Annotated in this window: 19 protein-coding genes and 1 pseudogene; 5 read left to right on the top strand and 15 right to left on the bottom strand. The window is 58.3% G+C overall.

The window, feature by feature from the left end; genetic code table 11:
• Positions 1 to 44: 44 nt before the first annotated feature.
• Together AWM69_RS11965 and AWM69_RS11960 are read right to left on the bottom strand one after the other, a co-directional pair.
• Positions 45 to 602 carry a mechanosensitive ion channel family protein gene (locus AWM69_RS11965; protein WP_048383799.1) on the bottom strand — a complete coding sequence of 186 codons (558 nt, stop codon included), beginning with the start codon at positions 600 to 602 and terminating at the stop codon, positions 45 to 47.
• The gene (locus AWM69_RS11960; RefSeq protein WP_218726938.1) at positions 602 to 2,512 is read right to left on the bottom strand and encodes an ATP-binding cassette domain-containing protein; all 1,911 of its coding nucleotides are present in this window, start codon (positions 2,510 to 2,512) and stop codon (positions 602 to 604) included. The genes AWM69_RS11965 and AWM69_RS11960 overlap by 1 nt, the downstream gene beginning before the upstream one ends.
• A gap of 50 nt (positions 2,513 to 2,562) precedes the next feature.
• On the opposite strand from AWM69_RS11960, the gene AWM69_RS11955 reads away from it, so the two are divergent.
• Complete coding sequence (locus tag AWM69_RS11955; RefSeq protein WP_218726937.1) at positions 2,563 to 3,027, top strand: TIGR02444 family protein; 465 nt, start codon at positions 2,563 to 2,565, stop codon at positions 3,025 to 3,027.
• Here AWM69_RS11955 and AWM69_RS11950 read toward each other — a convergent pair.
• Entirely contained in the window at positions 3,024 to 3,983 is a 960-nt protein-coding gene (locus AWM69_RS11950) for an AlgP family protein (RefSeq protein ID WP_131654868.1), read from the bottom strand. The genes AWM69_RS11955 and AWM69_RS11950 overlap by 4 nt on opposite strands.
• Positions 3,984 to 4,229: 246 nt before the next feature.
• Between AWM69_RS11950 and AWM69_RS11945 the strand changes: the two genes are divergently transcribed.
• Entirely contained in the window at positions 4,230 to 4,895 is a 666-nt protein-coding gene (locus AWM69_RS11945) for an FKBP-type peptidyl-prolyl cis-trans isomerase (protein WP_131654870.1), read from the top strand.
• 60 nt (positions 4,896 to 4,955) lie between these two features.
• Here the strand turns inward: AWM69_RS11945 and rsd are convergent, their stop codons facing one another.
• The 8 genes and pseudogenes from rsd to AWM69_RS11905 all read right to left on the bottom strand — a co-directional run.
• Positions 4,956 to 5,438, bottom strand: coding sequence for a sigma D regulator (rsd, locus tag AWM69_RS11940; protein ID WP_131654871.1), 483 nt, complete (start codon positions 5,436 to 5,438; stop codon positions 4,956 to 4,958).
• Between the two features lie 218 nt (positions 5,439 to 5,656).
• The gene (locus AWM69_RS11935; RefSeq protein WP_131654872.1) at positions 5,657 to 6,157 is read right to left on the bottom strand and encodes a disulfide bond formation protein B; all 501 of its coding nucleotides are present in this window, start codon (positions 6,155 to 6,157) and stop codon (positions 5,657 to 5,659) included.
• A gap of 220 nt (positions 6,158 to 6,377) precedes the next feature.
• Positions 6,378 to 7,619: a heme biosynthesis protein HemY gene (locus AWM69_RS11930; protein WP_218726936.1), complete on the bottom strand. Its 1,242-nt coding sequence runs from the start codon at positions 7,617 to 7,619 to the stop codon at positions 6,378 to 6,380.
• Positions 7,616 to 8,740 (bottom strand): uroporphyrinogen-III C-methyltransferase, encoded by a 1,125-nt coding sequence (locus AWM69_RS11925; RefSeq protein WP_131654874.1) that lies wholly within the window; start codon positions 8,738 to 8,740, stop codon positions 7,616 to 7,618. Before AWM69_RS11925 ends, AWM69_RS11930 begins: the two co-directional genes overlap by 4 nt.
• Before the next feature lie 16 nt (positions 8,741 to 8,756).
• Positions 8,757 to 9,524, bottom strand: a complete 768-nt coding sequence (locus tag AWM69_RS11920) for a uroporphyrinogen-III synthase (RefSeq protein WP_131654875.1) — start codon at positions 9,522 to 9,524, stop codon at positions 8,757 to 8,759.
• Positions 9,521 to 10,462: a hydroxymethylbilane synthase gene (gene hemC / locus AWM69_RS11915; protein ID WP_048383788.1), complete on the bottom strand. Its 942-nt coding sequence runs from the start codon at positions 10,460 to 10,462 to the stop codon at positions 9,521 to 9,523. Before hemC ends, AWM69_RS11920 begins: the two co-directional genes overlap by 4 nt.
• Positions 10,463 to 10,587: 125 nt before the next feature.
• A complete protein-coding gene (locus tag AWM69_RS11910) occupies positions 10,588 to 11,334 on the bottom strand; it encodes a LytTR family DNA-binding domain-containing protein (protein ID WP_048383786.1) in 747 nt (248 codons plus the stop codon).
• Positions 11,331 to 11,453 (bottom strand): annotated as a pseudogene (locus AWM69_RS11905) (sensor histidine kinase); the annotation flags it as partial. The gene AWM69_RS11910 and the pseudogene AWM69_RS11905, both read right to left, overlap by 4 nt.
• A 266-nt stretch (positions 11,454 to 11,719) precedes the next feature.
• On the opposite strand from AWM69_RS11905, the gene argH reads away from it, so the two are divergent.
• Positions 11,720 to 13,114 carry an argininosuccinate lyase gene (gene argH, locus AWM69_RS11900; protein WP_131654876.1) on the top strand — a complete coding sequence of 465 codons (1,395 nt, stop codon included), beginning with the start codon at positions 11,720 to 11,722 and terminating at the stop codon, positions 13,112 to 13,114.
• 46 nt (positions 13,115 to 13,160) lie between these two features.
• Here the strand turns inward: argH and AWM69_RS11895 are convergent, their stop codons facing one another.
• A complete protein-coding gene (locus AWM69_RS11895; protein ID WP_218726935.1) occupies positions 13,161 to 13,820 on the bottom strand; it encodes a glutathione S-transferase family protein in 660 nt (219 codons plus the stop codon).
• Between the two features lie 119 nt (positions 13,821 to 13,939).
• Here AWM69_RS11895 and AWM69_RS11890 point away from each other — a divergent pair, with 119 nt between their 5' ends.
• Positions 13,940 to 14,224 (top strand): hypothetical protein, encoded by a 285-nt coding sequence (locus AWM69_RS11890; RefSeq protein WP_048383783.1) that lies wholly within the window; start codon positions 13,940 to 13,942, stop codon positions 14,222 to 14,224.
• 8 nt (positions 14,225 to 14,232) lie between these two features.
• Here the strand turns inward: AWM69_RS11890 and dibA are convergent, their stop codons facing one another.
• Positions 14,233 to 16,155 carry a phosphodiesterase DibA gene (gene dibA, locus AWM69_RS11885; protein ID WP_218726934.1) on the bottom strand — a complete coding sequence of 641 codons (1,923 nt, stop codon included), beginning with the start codon at positions 16,153 to 16,155 and terminating at the stop codon, positions 14,233 to 14,235.
• Positions 16,156 to 16,302: 147 nt separating this feature from the next.
• On the opposite strand from dibA, the gene desA reads away from it, so the two are divergent.
• The gene (desA, locus tag AWM69_RS11880) at positions 16,303 to 17,487 is read left to right on the top strand and encodes a delta-9 fatty acid desaturase DesA (protein WP_048383781.1); all 1,185 of its coding nucleotides are present in this window, start codon (positions 16,303 to 16,305) and stop codon (positions 17,485 to 17,487) included.
• 148 nt (positions 17,488 to 17,635) lie between these two features.
• Here the strand turns inward: desA and gabT are convergent, their stop codons facing one another.
• Both gabT and AWM69_RS22880 read right to left on the bottom strand, forming a co-directional pair.
• Positions 17,636 to 18,919 carry a 4-aminobutyrate--2-oxoglutarate transaminase gene (gene gabT / locus AWM69_RS11875; protein ID WP_218726933.1) on the bottom strand — a complete coding sequence of 428 codons (1,284 nt, stop codon included), beginning with the start codon at positions 18,917 to 18,919 and terminating at the stop codon, positions 17,636 to 17,638.
• A gap of 7 nt (positions 18,920 to 18,926) precedes the next feature.
• The gene (locus AWM69_RS22880; RefSeq protein WP_256930311.1) at positions 18,927 to 19,058 is read right to left on the bottom strand and encodes a hypothetical protein; all 132 of its coding nucleotides are present in this window, start codon (positions 19,056 to 19,058) and stop codon (positions 18,927 to 18,929) included.
• Positions 19,059 to 19,075: the final 17 nt, after the last annotated feature.

The following is a 19,075-nucleotide window of genomic DNA, read 5'->3' as shown; positions in this document are numbered from 1 at the left end:
TACTTTTTGTAGCCGCTGCCGCAGGCTGCGAAAGAAATGAGGCGTTAAAAGTCGCCTTCGCGCCAACGGCGAACCGAGCGCTGGAAGAACAAGCTATTGGGCACCTGAACCATGCTGCTGCCCGATCCCGCTTCGGCGGCTTCGATCAAGGTGGTGTACAGCAGGTTAATGGCCACGACCCGGCCTTTCATGCCCGGCTTGTCGAGGGTATCGACCAACTCCACCACATCACCGATGCGAAACGGCCCCACGGTGAAGATCAGCACCGCGCACAACAGATTAGAAAGCACGCTCCACATGGCGAAGAAGGCAATCGCTGCGACTGCGACAAAGCCCGACAGTGCCGTCCACAACACGGTGGCAGAGACACCCAGACGCTCGAGCACGAAAATCACCGCGCTGCCCATGATGAACCAGCGCAGACCACCGCGCAGTGGCATCAGCAACTGCGGCGGGAACGGATAACGCTCACTCAGGCGTGTCAGGAAGCGCGCCACTAAGCGTTGCGAGAAATAGCCCGCCAACAGGATCAGCAAGATCTGGATGCCAATCCATAGCGGCGCAACCAACTCGGCAGGAACTGGCAGGTTGAGGGCTTCCATCAGGAAAGCGCCTCAAGCTCTGCCTGCAGGCTCTCCAGCAGCTCCAGTGCCTCCATCCATCGTTCTTCGAGCTGGCCTTCCAGCACCTTCAGCCGGGCCTGTTCAGCCAACAGTTCTCGCAACTTGTCTTTGTTGGCCGCTTCATACACGGCGCTGTCGCCCAGACTGGTTTCGATCTGAGCCAGCTTCTCGTTGACCTTGCCCAACTCGCTTTCGAGCTTGTCGGCTTCACGCTTGTGCGGCGCCAATTGTTGGCGCAAGGCCGCTGCGGCCTGGCGCTGAGCCTTCTTATCGGTTTTGTCCGGGTTGACCGGAGTGTTGCTGACCGGCGCATTACGCAAACGGTAATCCGCCAGCCAGCGCGCGTAGTCTTCAAGATCGCCGTCAAACTCTTGCACCTTGCCATCGGCCACCAGCAAAAACTCATCGGTGGTGCTTTTGAGCAAATGCCGATCGTGAGACACCACAAGTACCGCGCCACTGAACTCTTGCAAGGCCATGGTCAACGCCAGGCGCATTTCGAGATCAAGGTGGTTGGTCGGTTCATCGAGCAACAGCAGGTTCGGCCGGCCCCATGCAATCAAGGCCAGCGCCAGGCGGGCTTTTTCGCCACCGGAGAAGTTCAGTACCGGCTCGTCGATGCGTGCGCCCCGGAAGTCGAAGCCACCGAGGAAATCGCGCAGGGTTTGCTCACGCTCGGTCGGCGCCAGACGCTGCATGTGCAACAGCGGGCTGGCTTTTGAGTCCAGCGAGTCGAGCTGATGCTGGGCAAAGTAACCCACCACCAGGTTTTCGCCACGGGCCAGACGGCCCGAGATCGGCTCCAGCTCGCCCGCGAGGTTTTTGATCAGGGTCGACTTGCCCGCGCCATTCGGCCCGAGCAAACCAATACGCGCGCCCGGAACCAGCTGCAGCTTGACCTTCTCCAGGATGGTCTTGTCGCCATAGCCCAAACGCGCATCGGACAAATCAAGCAGCGGGCTGGAAAGCTTGACCGCCTCACGGAATACGAAATCGAACGGCGAGTCGACGTGGGCCGCACTCAGTTCTTCCATGCGCTCAAGGGCTTTGATCCGGCTTTGCGCCTGGCGCGCCTTGGTGGCCTGAGCCTTGAAGCGGGCAATGTAGCTTTCCATGTGCGCACGTTGCGCCTGCTGCTTCTCGTAGGCCTGTTGCTGCTGGGCCAGACGTTCGGCACGGGCACGTTCGAAGGCGCTGTAGCCACCGCGATAGAGCGTGATTTTGCGCTGATCGACGTGGGCGATATTGTCGACCACGGCATCCAGGAAATCCCGGTCGTGGGAGATCAGCAGCAAAGTGCCCGGATAGTTTTTGAGGAAGTCTTCCAGCCACAGGATGGCATCGAGGTCCAAGTGGTTGGTCGGCTCATCGAGCAGCAACAGATCCGACGGGCACATCAAGGCTTGCGCCAGGTTCAGGCGCATCCGCCAGCCGCCGGAAAAGTCGGCAACCGGGCGGTCCATTTGCTCGTTGGTGAACCCCAGGCCGGCAAGCATTTTGCGGGCACGGGCATCGGCCGTGTAACCATCGGCACTGTCCAGTTCGGAGTGCAGGCGGGCCTGGGCGGCACCATCTTCGTCGGCTTCGGCCTTGGCCAGATCGGCCTGCACCTGGCGCAAGCGCTGGTCGCCATCGAGCACGTAGTCGATCGCGATGCGGTCGAGCGTGTCGATTTCTTGCCGCATGTGGGCAATCCGCCAGTCGGCCGGCAGCAGACAATCCCCGGAATCAGGCGTCAACTCACCCAGCAACAAGGCGAACAAAGTGGATTTACCGGCGCCATTGGCGCCGACCAGACCGGCTTTGTGGCCGGCGTGCAGGGTCAGCTCGGCGTCTTCTAGCAGACGTTGCGGGCCACGCTGTAAAGTCAGGTTCTGAAGTCGGATCATAATGGCCGCGGAGTCTACCAGCTTCCCTCTTAACTGGCGCGAATTGCACTATGCAGATTGACCTGTGGAACTACTGTTTAAACCTCTACGCCCGACCTGGGGTGGAACAGACGTGTTTGCGCCTCCAGGCCCAGGGTCTGGACGTGTGCCTGTTGCTGAGTGCCGCCTGGCTGGAATACCGGGGTGTGCCCTGTGACGAGACCCGTCTGGCGCAATTGAAAGCGTGTGCCGGCCCCTGGCAACGCGAGGTGGTGCAGCCGCTACGGCAGTTGCGCACGCAATGGCGCGAAGCTGCCCTGCACGATGAGGTGCTGGCCCTGCTAAGGACGCAGATCAAGGCATTGGAATTAGATGCGGAACGTGAAGTGCTGCGGCGCCTGGAGTCAGTGACACAAGGCTGGCCATCCGCCCAGTCCGATAGGGATTGCGATTGGCTGCAAAGAATGGCAAGCGCTGTTGACCTGCCTGATCGCGACGCGCTGCACAAGCTGCGCGCCGCAATCAATCCAGCTTAAGAAGCGCTGGGCGGGAGGGTGGCCAGGGTCGTAGCCGGCACTGGCGTTGCCGTCGACGCAGAGCTGGCAGCCGGTGTTGCAGCGACTGGCGTTGCGGCTGGCTTGGCGGGTGTCGCAGCAGCAGGCTTGGCAGCTACAGGCTTTTTAGCGGCAGGCTTGGCAGCCGGTTTGGCGGCGGCTTTAACGGCAGGCTTGGCCGCAGGTTTAGCGGCTGGTTTGATCGCTGGCTTTGTCGCTGTGGCTGGTTTGGCGGCTACCGGTTTGGCAGCAGGCTTGGCAGCTACTTTAGCCGGCGCTTTCACAGGTGCTTTGGCAGCAACCGGTTTGGCAGCTGCTGCTTTGGCGGCCGGCTTGGCGGCTGCAGTTTTAGCAGCTACAGGCTTGGCGGCCGGTTTAGCGGTGCGGGCGGCGGCCGGCTTTTGCGCAGGTGCTTTGGCCGCAGGCTTGGCGGCTACTTTTACGGGCGGTTTGGCTGCGGCTTTTACAGGTGCCTTGGCTGCAGCTTTAACGCTTGCTTTGGCAGCGGGCTTCTTGGTGCTTGCTGCAGGCTTGGCATTGCGGGCCGTCAACGCTTTGCCCACGGCCTCTTTAACCCGACCAATACCCTGGGCAAGTTTCAGGCTTTCTTGCGCATCGCGTTTGAGTTGCAGAATGTAATCGCGGGTTTCGGTTTGACGCTCTTTGAGTGCATCAAGCAGTTGCTCAAGCTCTTTGACAGCGCCCTTGGCTTTTGACTGCGCCTTGGACTTGCCGGCATTCGCCGCATCCTGCAACTTGGCACGCGCCTTATGCAGTTTTTCCTGAGCTTTACCGCGCTGTTTTTCAAGCTTGGCGAGCAGTTTCTCAGCATCAGCCAACGCTTGGGAGCAAGCGTTTTCCAAATGCTCAAGCAGGCTGCCTGAGAGCTGTTGGAGCAAGTGCAACGGCGTATTAACGGGTTTCTTATTGGCCGACATGGTTTACCTCCTGGCTGAAGTGAGTGCGGCTCATACTAGACCTCTGCAACTACCGCCGCTAGAGCATGTTGACACTAAGGACCGTCATGGGTTGCATGACGTCAAAAAACTTGTTCCGGATCAACCTTTAAGCTGTGATCCGAGTAAATCCTGCAAGTGGTTCAACGTTTATTGGCCGCCAAATAAACCACGGAAGTCCGCACCTGCGCTGGCATAATCGCCTGCATTTCAGGCTGGAGAATGCCCATGCCGCGCTACCTCTTATTGACGTTATTGTGCCTGTCACCTGCCACCCCGTCAGCGTGGGCAACCGACACCAATAACGCCCACGATCTCGCTTACAGCCTTGGGGCCAGCCTGGGTGATCGCTTGCGTGAAGAAGCCCCCGACCTGCAGATTCAAGCCTTGATCGAGGGGCTGCGGGCAGCCTATCAAGATAAACCGCTGGCACTCAGCAATGAGCGTATTGAACAGATTTTGCTTCAACACCAGGCCCAGGCTGATGCGGCTCAACCCTTACCGTCGAGTGAGCGGGCACTTGCGGCCGAACGTGACTTCCTGCTCAAAGAAAAGCAACAGCCGCAGGCACGCGAGCTGGCTGACGGCATCATCCTGACCGAGCTCAGGCCCGGTCACGGCGCAAAGCCTGGCCTCCATGATTCGGTCTATGTGAATTATGCAGGACGCTTGCCCGATGGCACTCCATTCGACCAAAGCGTTGAACCTCAATGGTTTCGCCTGGACAGTGTTATCGCAGGCTGGCGCACTGCGTTGGTACAGATGCCGATCGGGGCTAAATGGCGTTTGGTGATGCCTTCCGGGCAGGCCTACGGTGCAGACGGTGCTGGACGGTTGATTGCACCCCACACGCCCCTGGTGTTTGACATCGAGTTGCTCGACATCAAAAAGTGAACTGTCACCTACAAAAACGGTGCGCCATGCGCACCGTTAACGATCGATCCAGGACTCAGGTCAGGCCTGGACGGCTTGTGCTTCTTTCTGCTGGTGCGCGTTGTGCAGCACTTCAATCAGGCAGTCTTCCAGCTCGAAGCGTTCATGAAGCAAGGCACCCAGTGCCTGAAACTTCGCCGCGAGTTTTTCACAGTCAGGCCGATGATCCTTGCCATCGCACTGATCGTTGAAGGCCAGAGCGGCTTCGGTGATGGCATCAATTCGGGGATAGATGGTGCTGGCCAGTTCCAGACCTCGATCATCCTCGAACGCTTTGGCTTCATCGTTAAGCTGTTCGTAGATTTCGAAGTGCCCCGCAGAGACGTAGTCCACCAGAACCTGGCAAAACTCACGCTGTGTCTTGCGCTTGGGATTTGAGGCCTTCTGCTCGACCTTCACCGCCTCATAGGCTTTCACAAGTTCGCTGCGATCATGCAGCCAGTTATCAATCAGCTTGTGGACGCCATTGAAACGTTCCTGGGCATTACTGCAACTCTCGAGCATGATGATCTCTCTTCCCTTGTGGGCCCATGCCACCCAGCGTCAGCCGGGCCTGTCTGAACCCAAATGTGCGCAAGCGCAGCAACAATGGGCGGCATATTTCCAATAATGCGTGCGGGCCAGATTATGCTCGCACGGCAACACCTTCAAGGTACGCACGAGAGAAAGTTCATACAAGCGTTTAATGCTGACTGCTACCTGGCGTCGCAGGAACCGGGCAATTATCGGTAAATAATCGAACGAATTATCTGACAACTGCTCAGCACAAACAGCCCTACAAAGGCCAGCAGACTCAACTCGGCAATACTCAGGTCAAACAGGGTCCAGCGAATACGTGCACACGCTTCACTGCCGCGATAGATCACCGAGAACATGTCGCCCGGCGACAGGATCCGCCACATGCAGGCCAGGTCGGGCTGGCAGAACATCAGACGCTCGGGTGGCGCGCTCTGTATGACAACCTGCCGCAAAGCACTCGCGGCCCCTCCCGATGCCAGTAATGTCGACACCACGGAATACACCAAAACCCCCGTACGGCCAGGCGTGTGAATATACCCCATCAGGTTGACAGCACCGAAGACCAGCAAAAAGCCGCGCTGCGCATAACATAACCAGCACGGTTCAAGTCCGACGCCAAACTCCAGGTACAACGAAGCACCCATCACGAGGGCGGCGACAAAAAAAGCCAAGAAAAAAATGAAACGTGAGTAGGCCAAAAACATGGCTTTTCCGTAACAAAAGAGACAGTTGGTTACGGTAGATGAAAGCCATTGGCGCTTTCAAGGTGGTCCCCAGCGGATCCTTCCTGAAGGATGTAGGGAATTACCAACAACATTTGAAAGCCAAGCGAGCAAATCTTGTAGGAATTACTCGCTAACGTGCCATATCGCCAACTTACCCTGAAGCGTCCGGCCTGTGCTGACACCTACCGGACATCTCCTCTTAAAGGGTCGTACCCGTTGCAGGCAAAGGCAAGGCCAGCAACCGCTCATCCAGCAAGTTCAAGCCTTCCTGGAACAACTGATTGCTGCGCGTCGTGTCCCCCAACTGAGCCAGCAATCGCGCCAGCTCTGCACAGGTTTCAGGGTTGCGCTCAACCTTCAGGCTGCTTTCAAAATAGTCCCGAGCCTTGCCCCACAAGCTGTTTTGCAAGCACAAACGGCCCAGGGTCAAAAGCAAACTGGCGTCGCCAGGATGGGCCTTGAGCCATCCTTCAGCGGCCTGCAGCTGCTTGACCGGATCACTGCCGCGCAGTAACCCATAAAGCCGCACAAGGTGGCTGTCGTACTGACGCTTCAGGGCGCCTCGCAAGACTTCCTCAGCCTCGGCTTGCGCTCCCAGCTGGCGTAGCTGTTCGGCATAGGCCAGGACCAGTGTCGGCTCCTGACGCTGCGCCGAAGTCAATTGCTGCCAGGCCCGCGTGAGCGATTGCTGGCCTGCGTCCCCTCCGGTCTCACGCTGGGCCGCCAGATTGAGGTTTTGGCCCCAGGCCCGGCGTTCAAGCTCAGCCAGTTCATTGGCAGGCAGCACTTTGTCTTTACGCAGCTCCGGCAACAAGCGGATCAAGGCTGCCCAATCCCCTCGCTGTTGGTGCAGGCGTTGCAACTGACGCAACACTTGAACGTTGTGTGGATGACGTTCGTGCATGGCTTGCAGCGTGCTCAGCGCGCCTTCTGTGTCAGCCCGGTCCACCTGTAGTTGCGCATGGCTGAGGGCAATGGCCAGCTCGGCCTGTGGCTGACGCTCCAGAGCGCGCTCAAGCAAGTTGTCACTTTCGTCATAACGTCCTTGCTCGTTGGCGGCACGGGCAGCCCCTAGGTAGAAGAGCAAGGGTTGGCGTTCGGCTTCTGCGGCACGCGCCAGATGCTTTTGCGCACTCGCCCAGCGCCCCTCGGCGAGGTCCATCTGGCCTTGCTCGATGGCAATCTGCACCCGACGACTACGATTGCGCCGCGACCATGGGTTGACCAATCCGGTAGAGGCCGTGACCAGCTCCACCAGCAACTTGATGCCCCACAGCAGCAACCCCAGGATGACCATCAGGGCAAGGGTGGCCCACAGGCTGGATTCGTAGCGGAAATTTTTGTAGGCGATCAGCACATAGCCTGCGTCTTCGGCGATTGCCAGGCCGACGCAAGCCGCGGCTGCAATCAACAAAAACACAATCACATAGAAACGCTTCATGGGCTGGTCTCCTGCGCAGGATTGGCCGCCGCCCCCTGTTCATCGGCACTGACATGCCGACGCTCAAGATATGCCTGCACCGCGCTCAATGTCGCGGCAAGGTCCGGGGTTTTCACCGTAACCGGCTGCTTGCTGAGCTCAACCACTTGCTCCAGGATTTTTTTACTTTGCGGGTTGTCCTGGTTGAAGTTGCCTTTGAGCACGTCCTGGGCTTGCGCCAAGGCTTGGGTGTAGACCGACTCCTGGCCGTTAAGGGCGGCCCATTGGGCCTGCTCGAGGGCCAGGCTCAACGCCAGACGCACTTGAGTCAGGCTCTGACCGGCCAACAACGGCCGTACGTTCTTGTCGGCATTGAAGTCGATGCGAATGTAGTGCGAGATATCATCCCACCACTGTTCCCATCGGCTGGCCCCATCGCCATCAGCCGTCAGCCCCAGCAAAGAATCACCCTTATCCTGATAGACAGGTGCGAGGGCATTGAGCTGCGCGACCTGGTCGCGTAAGGCCGCCAATTGCAGAAACAGCCCGGTACGGTCCGGCTGCTCAACACTGCGCAGGGCTGTCAGGCTCTTGGCCAGCTGTTCACGTGCAGCATAAGCACCCGGATCGTTCTGTTCGCGCAAGATCGTATCGGCGCCCTGCATCAATGCTTGCGCGCTGCTGATGTCTTGCAACGCTGACAAGCGCAAGCTGGCCAGTCGCAACAAATGCTCGGCTTCAGCCAGGCGCCAGTCTTTGCGACTTGCGCCGAGCACTGTTTCAAGGCGCTGGTTCAGTCGCTGCTGATCACCTTGCAACTGCACGATCAACTGACGCTGATCATCCAGCGCAGCAGCTGAAGGCAGTTGGTTAAGGCGTGCCAGCAGTTTTTGCTCACCCTGCTTGATGGACAGTGTCTGTGTGCCCAAGCTCTGCACTTCGGTCAGCTGTTGCTCGGTGCTGGTCTGCAGGTGCCGTACCTGCCACAGGCTCCAGCCGCCAACCGCGACTCCGGCCGCGCCCAGTAGCAAGGCCACCGCGGCCAGACCAGTACCCCGGCGCTCCCGCACGGCGGCTGGCTTTTCAACCGGCGCTTCTGGCGCGGGCTGCACGTGTTCTTTTGGCAAGTCTGTTTCGCTCACGTATCCATCCTTTGCATTAGAAAGCAGGTACGGGACGCTCCCGTAGCGCCGCCAGCAAAGCCGTGGCACTCGCACCACGGCAATCCACAACATGTTTGGCCCCGGCATTGCGGGCCATCTCCGCCACCCGGGGGCTTGGAACAAACAACGATAAGCATGCCAGTTGCGGCCAGTCATGACCGGCCAACTGGTGTAAATGTTCAAAACCCTGCCCACTGCTGACCACCAGACCGTTCAGGCGTTCCTCTTTCACACGCTGAATCAGGGTCTGCGGCGGGTAGGACGGCAACTCGCGACGATACAGTTCAAGGTAGTCGACCTTGGCCCCAAGGCCACGCAGACGTTCAGCCAGCATCTCCCTTCCCCCTTCGCCGCGAAGGATCAGTACCCGCGGATGATCGCCCCCTACTGCCTGGTGGAATTCGGGCATTGCCAGGAGCGCTTCACTGTCATCACCGGATTGAGGGTAGCTAACATCAAGGCCGTAGTCGGTGAGAATCTGCGCCGTGGCGGCCCCCACGCTGAACCACTTCTGAGCCGGCGCTTGCGACCAGTACTGGCTGACCAGCGCAAGGCCCAGGCGTGCCGCGGGTTTGCTGACCACAATCACCGCGCAATAACGATCAAGATGAGCGATCAGCGCTCGCTGCTCGGCAGCCAGCGCCAACGGGCGGATCGCCAAAAGCGGCAAGCTGCAGCTGAAAATCCCGGCGGCTTCCAGCTCACTCTCGAGCGCAGCTGACTCTTCGACGGGCCGGGTCAGCAACAAGCGCCAGCCGGTCACTCGTGACCTGCCTCACCATAAACGGCTTTCAGAATATCGCCGGCACCCTGGGCCAGCAGGTCTTCAGCAACCCGCACACCCAGCTCAGTGGCCTGGCTCTGAGGTGCGCGTGCATCAGCACTCAACAGCAACCCCCCGCTCGGCTCGCCGACCAGGCCGCGAAGCCATATGTGTTCGCCTTCCAACACCGCATAACAGGCAATCGGCACCTGGCAACCACCATTCAAGTGCTTGTTCAGAGCCCGCTCTGCGGTCACGCGTACGGCTGTTTCCGCATGATGCAAAGGGGCCAGCAACGCGTGAATTTCGTGGTCGGCGCTACGGCATTCAATACCCACGGCACCCTGGCCGCCCGCGGGCAGACTGTCTTCGATGCTGATCGCCGAGGTAATGCGGTCTTCGAAACCGAGGCGAATCAAACCGGCCGCGGCAAGAATGATCGCGTCGTACTCGCCTGCGTCGAGCTTGGCCAGACGAGTGTTGACGTTACCGCGCAGAAAACGGATTTGCAGATCGGGACGACGGGTCAATAACTGGGCCTGGCGACGCAGGCTGGAGGTGCCGACCACACTGCCTTCGGGCAAGTCATCAAGGCTGGAGAACGTGTTGGATACGAAGGCATCACGCGGGTCTTCGCGCTCACAAATGCAGAACAGCCCCAGACCTTCAGGAAAGTCCATCGGCACGTCTTTCATCGAGTGCACGGCAATATCGGCTTCGTTTTCGAGCAGGGCGGTTTCGAGTTCTTTGACAAACAGCCCCTTGCCACCGATTTTCGACAGCGGCGAGTCCAGTAGCTTGTCGCCACGGCTCACCATGGGCACCAGCGTCACCACAAGACCCGGATGGGCCTGTTCTAGACGGGATTTAACGTATTCGGCCTGCCACAGAGCCAGGGCGCTTTTACGAGTAGCTATGCGGATTTCGCGAGAGGACATGGATCAATCCGTACTGAAAAGATACGGCTGATAATAACAGCTCAGCCAAAACAGCTTTGACTTGTATCAGAAAGTACGTGGCCTCCCTGGCCATAAACGCGTCCACACGCCTTGTTAGTCGCGGGTCACAGCTGTTGCATCATCTTGCGAACACCGGCCACATGACGCCGACTGACAATCAGTGCATCGCCATTCAAGCCTTTGAGGAACAACTGAAAGTGCCCCAGCGGTGTGCGCTGCAAGCGCTCGATCCGGTCGCGTGCCACCAGTGCATTTCGGTGAATACGCACAAAGCGCTCACCAAACTCGTCTTCAAGGGCCTTGAGCGGCTCATCGAGCAGGACTTCGCCGCCTTCATGACGCAGGGTCACGTATTTGTGGTCGGCAATAAAGTAAATCACCTGATCGATGGGGATCAGCTCAATGCCTTTGCGGGTTCTGGCGCTGATGTGACTGCGCGGACCACTGCCCGTTTGTGCAGCAGGGCGGGTAAGCGCTGCCAGCTGGACGCGATTCGGCCGGTGCGCTTCTTTCAATGCAACGCCAAGGGCCTCGGCACTGACCGGTTTGAGCACGTAGCTGACGCCACTGTCTTGCAGCGCTTGCACTGAAAACTCGTCAGGCGCCACGCAAAACACGATTGAGGGCGGTAGTTCGCGCTCACATAATTTGGCTGCAACCTGCAACCCGTCGAGGCCCGGCATATGGATATCAAGCAAAACGACATCCGGTTTGAGGCTTTCAATCAGGCCCAAGGCCTCTTCACCATGAGAGGCGCCAGGTTCCAGCAACTTATAACCCCCAAGCGCACCGAGCACATTGCTCAGATGCTCGCGGGCCAGGGTTTCGTCATCAACGATCAGGACATTCATATAGCGCTGTATTCCTGCGTGAGTCTCGCACAAGGATAGCGTAGACAGGTGAAGTGACAACTGTCACGGCGATCCACGCTAAGACTAGCGCGAAGACCAAAAAGTGCCGCAAACCTCACAGCAAAATTCACCTGTGTCTGTTGTTCGATTTAATACCGGATACGTCTGACAATCTACAGAGACTTGCAGCGACTGATCCATACGACCAACTGTAGACGGTTGCCAAGACGAAAGTGCCCAATCGATACATTTCGTTTCGGAAATTTATTAATACGTCACTTCATGCCAAAACCGGCCGACCTGCGTCAACGCCACGATTGGCAACCCTGTTATGATCCGCAGTAACTTTTTGTGTAAATCCCCTCAGCCGATTACGAGCGAATCCATGAGCACCGACAAGACCAATCAGTCCTGGGGCGGCCGCTTCAGTGAACCCGTCGACGCCTTCGTTGCGCGCTTCACTGCCTCCGTCACTTTCGACCAGCGCCTTTATCGCCACGACATCATGGGCTCTGTAGCCCACGCGACCATGCTGGCCAAGGTCGGTGTGCTGACCGATGCCGAACGCGACAGCATCATCGAAGGCTTGAAAACCATCCAGAGCGAAATCGAAGCGGGCAGCTTTGACTGGCGCATCGATCTGGAAGACGTGCACATGAACATCGAGGCGCGCCTGACTGACCGCATCGGCGTGACCGGTAAAAAGCTGCACACCGGGCGCAGCCGTAACGACCAGGTGGCCACCGATATTCGTCTGTGGCTACGGGATGAAATCGACATCATCCTGGCGGAAATCACCCGCCTGCAAAAAGGCCTGCTGGAGCAAGCCGAGCGCGAAGCCGAGACCATCATGCCTGGCTTTACGCACCTGCAAACGGCCCAGCCGGTCACGTTCGGTCACCATATGCTGGCGTGGTTCGAAATGCTCAGCCGCGATTACGAGCGTCTCGTAGATTGCCGCAAGCGCACCAACCGCATGCCACTGGGCAGCGCAGCACTGGCCGGTACCACTTACCCGATCGATCGTGAACTCACCGCTCAATTGCTGGGTTTCGATGCTGTGGGCGGCAATTCGCTGGACAACGTGTCCGATCGCGACTTCGCCATCGAGTTCTGCGCAGCAGCCAGTATTGCCATGATGCACCTGTCGCGCTTCTCCGAAGAGCTGGTGCTGTGGACCAGCGCACAATTCCAGTTCATCGATTTGCCGGACCGTTTCTGCACCGGCAGCTCGATCATGCCGCAAAAGAAAAACCCCGACGTTCCTGAACTGGTACGCGGCAAAAGTGGCCGTGTGTTCGGTGCACTGATGGGCCTGCTGACCCTGATGAAGGGCCAGCCGCTGGCCTATAACAAGGACAACCAGGAAGACAAGGAGCCGCTGTTCGATGCGGCCGACACGCTGCGTGACTCGTTGCGTGCATTTGCCGACATGATCCCGGCGATCAAACCCAAGCACGCAATCATGCGTGAAGCGGCGCTACGCGGGTTCTCGACAGCCACAGACCTGGCGGACTATCTGGTACGCCGTGGCCTGCCGTTCCGTGACTGCCACGAAATCGTCGGCCATGCCGTGAAGTACGGCGTGGACACGGGCAAGGATCTGGCTGAAATGAGCCTCGAAGAGCTGCGCACGTTCAGCGATCAGATCGAAGCTGACGTGTTTGCCGTGCTGACGCTCGAAGGTTCGGTCAATGCGCGCAACCACATCGGCGGCACGGCACCTGAACAGGTGAAAGCCGCAGTAGTTCGCGGCAAGGCCCTGCTGGCCAGCCGCTAACACTGATCAGCAGGAGCGGGCTTGCTCGCTCCTGCCGGCCAGATGATTACTTCTTGCTGCTGATCCATGCCAGAAACTGCGGCATGGCAGCGTCTTTATCCGCTGCAATTTTTTGCACGTGCGGGTTCTGCTCCAAACGCTCCAGCAGCGCTTTGGCGGCAGGGAATTGCGCCAGCAAGTCCAGCCCAAATACTTTATGACCGACAGCACAGGCCAGACCCATGCTGTACAGGAAATAGATATCCGCCACGCTCAGGGTTTCGCCCGCCACATAAGGCGTGAATTTGCCATGACGGCTCAGCGAAGCAATCCCTAGAAGCAACTCGCCCTTGGCTTTGTCCTTGATCGCGTCATGCACGGGCATGCCAAAGAATGCCTCGGCATAGCACGCGCGGGCGGGCAACTCGATGTACAACTCGATTTCTCTGGCCAGGGCCAGTACCTGGGCACGCTCGAACGGATCGGCCGGAAGCAGTTTCGGGCCAGGCTGGGTTTGTTCGATGTACTCGAGGATCACGCTGGTTTCATTGATGAAGCCTTGATCGACACCCAGCACCGGGACCTTGCCACGCGGGCTGATCGCAAGCGCTTCTGGCGTTTGGCCAGCAAAGAAGGGAACCTCTTCGAACGGCACACCCTTTTCCAATAACGCCAGCTTGACCATGTTGTAGTAATTGCTGACTGCAAATCCATAAAGCTTGAGCATTGCAAAGCCTCCAGGCCATGTAGGGGTTGGCAACCGCTGTTATAGAGCTTCGTCTCCAAGCTGGCTAGCCACCGGCCCGAATACAGTTAAACTGCCGGCCTTAACTTGAGGAGCCTGCCATGAGCGAGCCAACAGATATCGATAACGAAGAAGAAGAGTTCGCTGAGTCCACCCTGATTCAGGCGATCGAAAATCAGATTGAAAGTGACAACCCGCCCGCCGCCAAGGCCACGTTCAACAAATTGACGTTGGTCGGCTATGAGCGTGACGATATTTTGAACATGATGGCCCATGTTCTGGCCATCGAGATTGACGCGATCCTCGAAGAAGACCGCGCCTTCAACACCGAATGGTACGAAACCGCACTGCGTGCGCTGCCGACCTTGCCACCCGAGAAGAACTGAGTCGCGACTCAGGGGCGAATCGCCGGGGCGCGCTGCCAGTCCAGCTCTTGGGCTGGCACCGGCCGGCCAAACCAATAGCCCTGGCCCAGGTCGCAATTAAAGTCGAGCAGGAATTGCGCCTGCTCGACTTGCTCTATCCCTTCGGCATGCACCTGCAGACCCATGCTCTGGGCGAGCGCGATGACTGCACGCACAATGGCCGCATCGTCATTGTCTTGCGGTAATCCGGCAACAAATCCCTGATCGATTTTCAGCTTCTGCACCGGCAATTGCTTGAGCCGCAGCAGCGATGAGAACCCGGTGCCAAAATCATCGATGGCCAGTCGCAAGCCCAATGCTCGCAGGCGGTGCATTTGCTCGAGCGCGACATGTGAATCCTCCATCACCGCGCTTTCGGTCACTTCCAGCTCCAGCAACGCCGGATCCAGCCCGGTATCGGCCAATACCGTCGAAACCAGCGTGTACAGCTCGGGGCGGGTAAACAATCGGCTCGAGATATTCACTGCAACGAACGACAGATGAATGCCCGACGATTGCCATTGCCTCATTTGCAAGCAGGCCTGCTCCAGCACCCAAGCGTCAATTTCAGCAATTAACCCGGTGCGTTCCGCGACCGGAATAAACTCACCCGGGGTCAGCAATCCCCGCTGCGGGTGCTCCCAGCGCACCAACGCTTCAACTCCGATCAAGCGACTGGTACGCAAATCATGCACCGGCTGGTAGAACACGCGAAGCTCATGTCGCTCCAGAGCCCGACGCAGGTCGCTGGCCACTTCAACACGATATTGCGCATGGGTTGTCAGTTCTTCGGTGTACAGGGCATAGCCTTCGCGCCCGGCACTTTTGGCCTTGAATAAAGCCGAGTCCGCATTGCGCAGCAATTGCTCAGCGTTCAATGCATCACCGGGGAACACACTGATGCCGATGCTGGCGCTGACAAATAACGGGTGCTTATCGACTTCGAATGCGCCTTTCATCAGCTCCAGCACCTGTTGCGCCATGACAACGGCCTGAGCAACCTGAGCGCAGCTCTCGGCCAGCACGGCGAACTCGTCACCGCCCAAGCGCGCGACGGTAAAGTTTTTACCGAACACGCTCTGCAAGCGATCACCCACGGCCTTGAGCAACAGGTCGCCTACATTGTGACCAAGACTGTCGTTGATGATTTTGAAATGGTCGAGATCGATCAGCAGCAGCGCGCAACCGCAATTGTGGCGCCGTGAAAATGCCAACGCCTGTTCGGCACGGTCTGTAAACAGCAGGCGATTAGGCAGGTCAGTGAGCGGGTCATGGTGGGCCAGGCGCACCAGATCGGTCTGAGATTTCTTTATCGCGGAGATATCCGAGAACACCGCCACGTAGTGACTGACCTGGCCTTTGGCGTCGGTAATCGCGCGAACTGTCTGCCATTGCGGGTAAATTTCACCGCTTTTGCGTCGATTCCAGATCTCGCCATGCCAATTACCGTGGTCTTGCAATGACTTGAACACTGTCTGATAGAACTCAGGGCCATGGCGTCCCGACTTGAACATGCTGGGTCTTCGCCCCAGTACTTCTTCCGGGGTGTAGCCAGTGATTTCAACCAGGGCGCGGTTCACATGCACAATCACCCCGCTGCGGTCGCTGACAAGCACTCCTTCCCGGGTGCAATCAAACACTGCACCCGCCTGCCGAAGACGCTCCTGATCTTCACGCTGACGCTTCAAGTCAGCCCCTTCCCCCAGAAAACGGAACAGACGGGCGCGAACGAGAAAAATCATCACGGCACTGAACAGCACCCAAATGTAGCCATTCATCCGCTGCCAGCGCGTCAATTGCTCCGAACCATCGAAATAACTGGTCAATAAATAATCAGTGGAGAGCAGCCAGAGTAACGACAGGCCGCCGTACATCAAGGCCGCGCGCAAAGCGTCGCGAGAAGAAACCGACATAAGAAAATTAAAGCGCCTACAAAAAAAGAGGAATTATAGAGTAAGAAACATCCCGGAACTCTTATCTGAAAGGTCGACTGGTTTTATCCGGCTGCATGGTGATAATGCGTGTTGCAGTTTTTTATCTTTCCGAGGGCCAAACAGCCTATGTGGTACAACGGTTTTCTCGACTTGTCAGCCTGGCAACTGGTGGCAGTCACCCTGTTGATGACCCACGTGACCATTATCGGTGTCACGGTTTATCTACACCGCTACTCAGCTCATCGCTCGCTGGAGCTGAATGGTGGCCTGAAACACTTCTTCCGATTCTGGCTGTGGCTGACCACGGCGCAGAACACACGTGAATGGACCGCCATTCACCGTAAACACCACGCCAAATGCGAAACCGTCGATGACCCCCACAGTCCGGTCATCAAAGGGTTGTCGACTGTGCTGCGAAAAGGTGCCGAGCTGTACCGCGAAGAGGCACAGAACCCCGAGACACTGCGCATTTACGGCAAAAACTGTCCTGAAGACTGGATCGAGCGCAATCTTTATTCGCGGTACAAAATGCTGGGCGTGGCGTTGATGCTGGTCATCGACCTGCTGTTGTTCGGGGCCATCGGCTTGACGATCTGGGCCATCCAGATGATGTGGATCCCGGTCTGGGCCGCAGGCGTGGTCAACGGGCTGGGGCATGCCGTGGGCTATCGCAACTTTGAATGCCGCGACGCTGCGACCAATCTGGTGCCGTGGGGCATCATCATTGGCGGCGAAGAGCTGCACAACAATCATCACACCTACCCGAACTCGGCCAAGCTATCGGTCAAGAAGTGGGAGTTCGACCTGGGCTGGGCATGGATCAAAGTGTTCAGCTTCTTGCGCCTGGCCAAGGTTCAGCGTGTTGCGCCTATTGCCCATCGGGTCGAAGGCAAAGGCCATCTGGACATGGACACCGCGATGGCGATCCTGAACAACCGCTTCCAGATCATGGCGCAGTACCGCAAGCTGGTGATCGCTCCGCTGGTTCAGCAAGAGCTGGCCAAGGTCGATCACTCGGTAAGGCATCAGTTCCGCCGGGCAAAGCGCCTGCTTTCCCGCGAAACCAGCCTGTTGGAAGAACGCCATCATCAGCGTATCGAGACGTTGCTTGAGCACAGCCACTCGCTCAAAGTGATTTACGAGAAGCGTCTTGCCCTGCAGCAGATCTGGGTCAAAACCAGCTCCAACGGTCATGACATGCTGGCTGCGATCAAAGAGTGGGTTCACGAAGCTGAGGCCAGCGGGATCCATTCGCTGCGCGAGTTTGCTCATCAGCTCAAGACCTACTCACTGCGTCCTGCAGCGGTCTGAACCTCTCCAGCGACGGGTTGCGTCCCCTACCGGGATTCAACCCGTCAGCGGTTACAGACAGAGGCACACAACTCAATACGCCAGACACAAAAAAACCGCCGAAGCGGTTTTTTTGCGTTTCAGGTCATCCCGCTAAGAGCGCAAGGGTTCAAGCCAGTTCAGCGAAGCACTCTTCGATGATGGCCAGGCCCTTGTCCAACTGCTCGTCAGGCGACGTCAGTGGCACCAGCACACGCAGTACGTTGCCGTAAGGACCGCACGACAGCAGGATCAGGCCTTTGTCACGCGCCTTGGCAACCACTTGAGCCACCGCGGCTGCGTTCGGCTTGTGGGTGTCGCCCCCTTCGAACAGCTCGACTGCGATCATGGCGCCCAGTGCACGGACGTCGCCGATCACCGGGTACTTGGCCTGAATGGCCTTCAGGCCAGAGACCAGACGCTCGCCGACAGCCTTGCAACGGTCCAGCAGGTGTTCTTCTTCAAACACTTCCAGTACCGCCAGAGCAGCAGCACAAGCAATCGGGCTACCGGCATAAGTGCCGCCCAGACCGCCTGGCGCGATGGCATCCATGTACTCGGCCTTGCCGCACACACCCGCCAGCGGGAAACCGCCCGCGATGGATTTGGCGAAGGTGGTCAAGTCAGCGGTGACACCCATTTGCTCCATGGCGAAGAAAGTGCCCGTGCGGCCCGCACCGGTCTGTACTTCGTCAGCGATCAACAGGATGCCGTGCTTGTCGCACAGCTCGCGCAAGCGGGCCATGAACGCTTTCGGCGCCACATAGAAGCCACCCTCACCCTGAACCGGTTCAATGATGATGGCGGCGATATCTTTAGGCTCGGCATCATTTTTGAAAATGCGTTCGATGCTGGCGATGGAGTCGTCAACGCTGATGCCGTGCAGCTCGCACGGGTACAGGGCGCGGAAGATACCGCCCGGCATCAGGCCCATACCGGCCGAGTAAGGCACGACCTTACCGGTCAGGCCCAGGGTCATCATGGTGCGGCCGTGATACGCGCCGGTGAAGGCGATCACGCCTGCACGGCCCGTGGCGGCACGGGCGATTTTCACGGCGTTTTCGACAGCTTCAGAACCGGTGGTGACCAACAGGGTTTTCTTGTCGAAGTTACCCGGCACCTTGGCGTTGATCTTTTCGCACAGCTCAACGTACGGCTCGTAAGCCAGCACCTGGAAACAGGTGTGGGTCAGTTTGGTCAGTTGCTCTTGCACGGCGGCAATGATTTTCGGGTGCAAATGACCGGTGTTCAGCACTGCAATGCCGCCAGCGAAGTCGATGAATTCACGACCTTCTACGTCGGTGACAGTCGCGTTTTTCGCCGACTCGGCAAAAATCGGGTGAATCTGGCCAACGCCGCGCGGAACAGCGGCTTCACGGCGTTTCATCAGGGATGCGTTGGTCTTGTTGCTCATGGTGTCCTCATTCGCCGCTCATCGTGCGGCGTGGTTCAAGGCTGACGCGCCAGGGAGACGACGATGCCAGCATGCGATGATCGACTGGCATGGCGCTCCCGGCCACAGGAATAAACTGTTTGAAACGCAGACGAGACATCGCTCTCGTGTCCCGTC

It is taken from the genome of Pseudomonas sp. D1HM (assembly GCF_019266105.1).
GTDB lineage: Bacteria > Pseudomonadota > Gammaproteobacteria > Pseudomonadales > Pseudomonadaceae > Aquipseudomonas > Aquipseudomonas taetrolens.
This window is presented reverse-complemented; position numbering and strand designations above follow the sequence as displayed.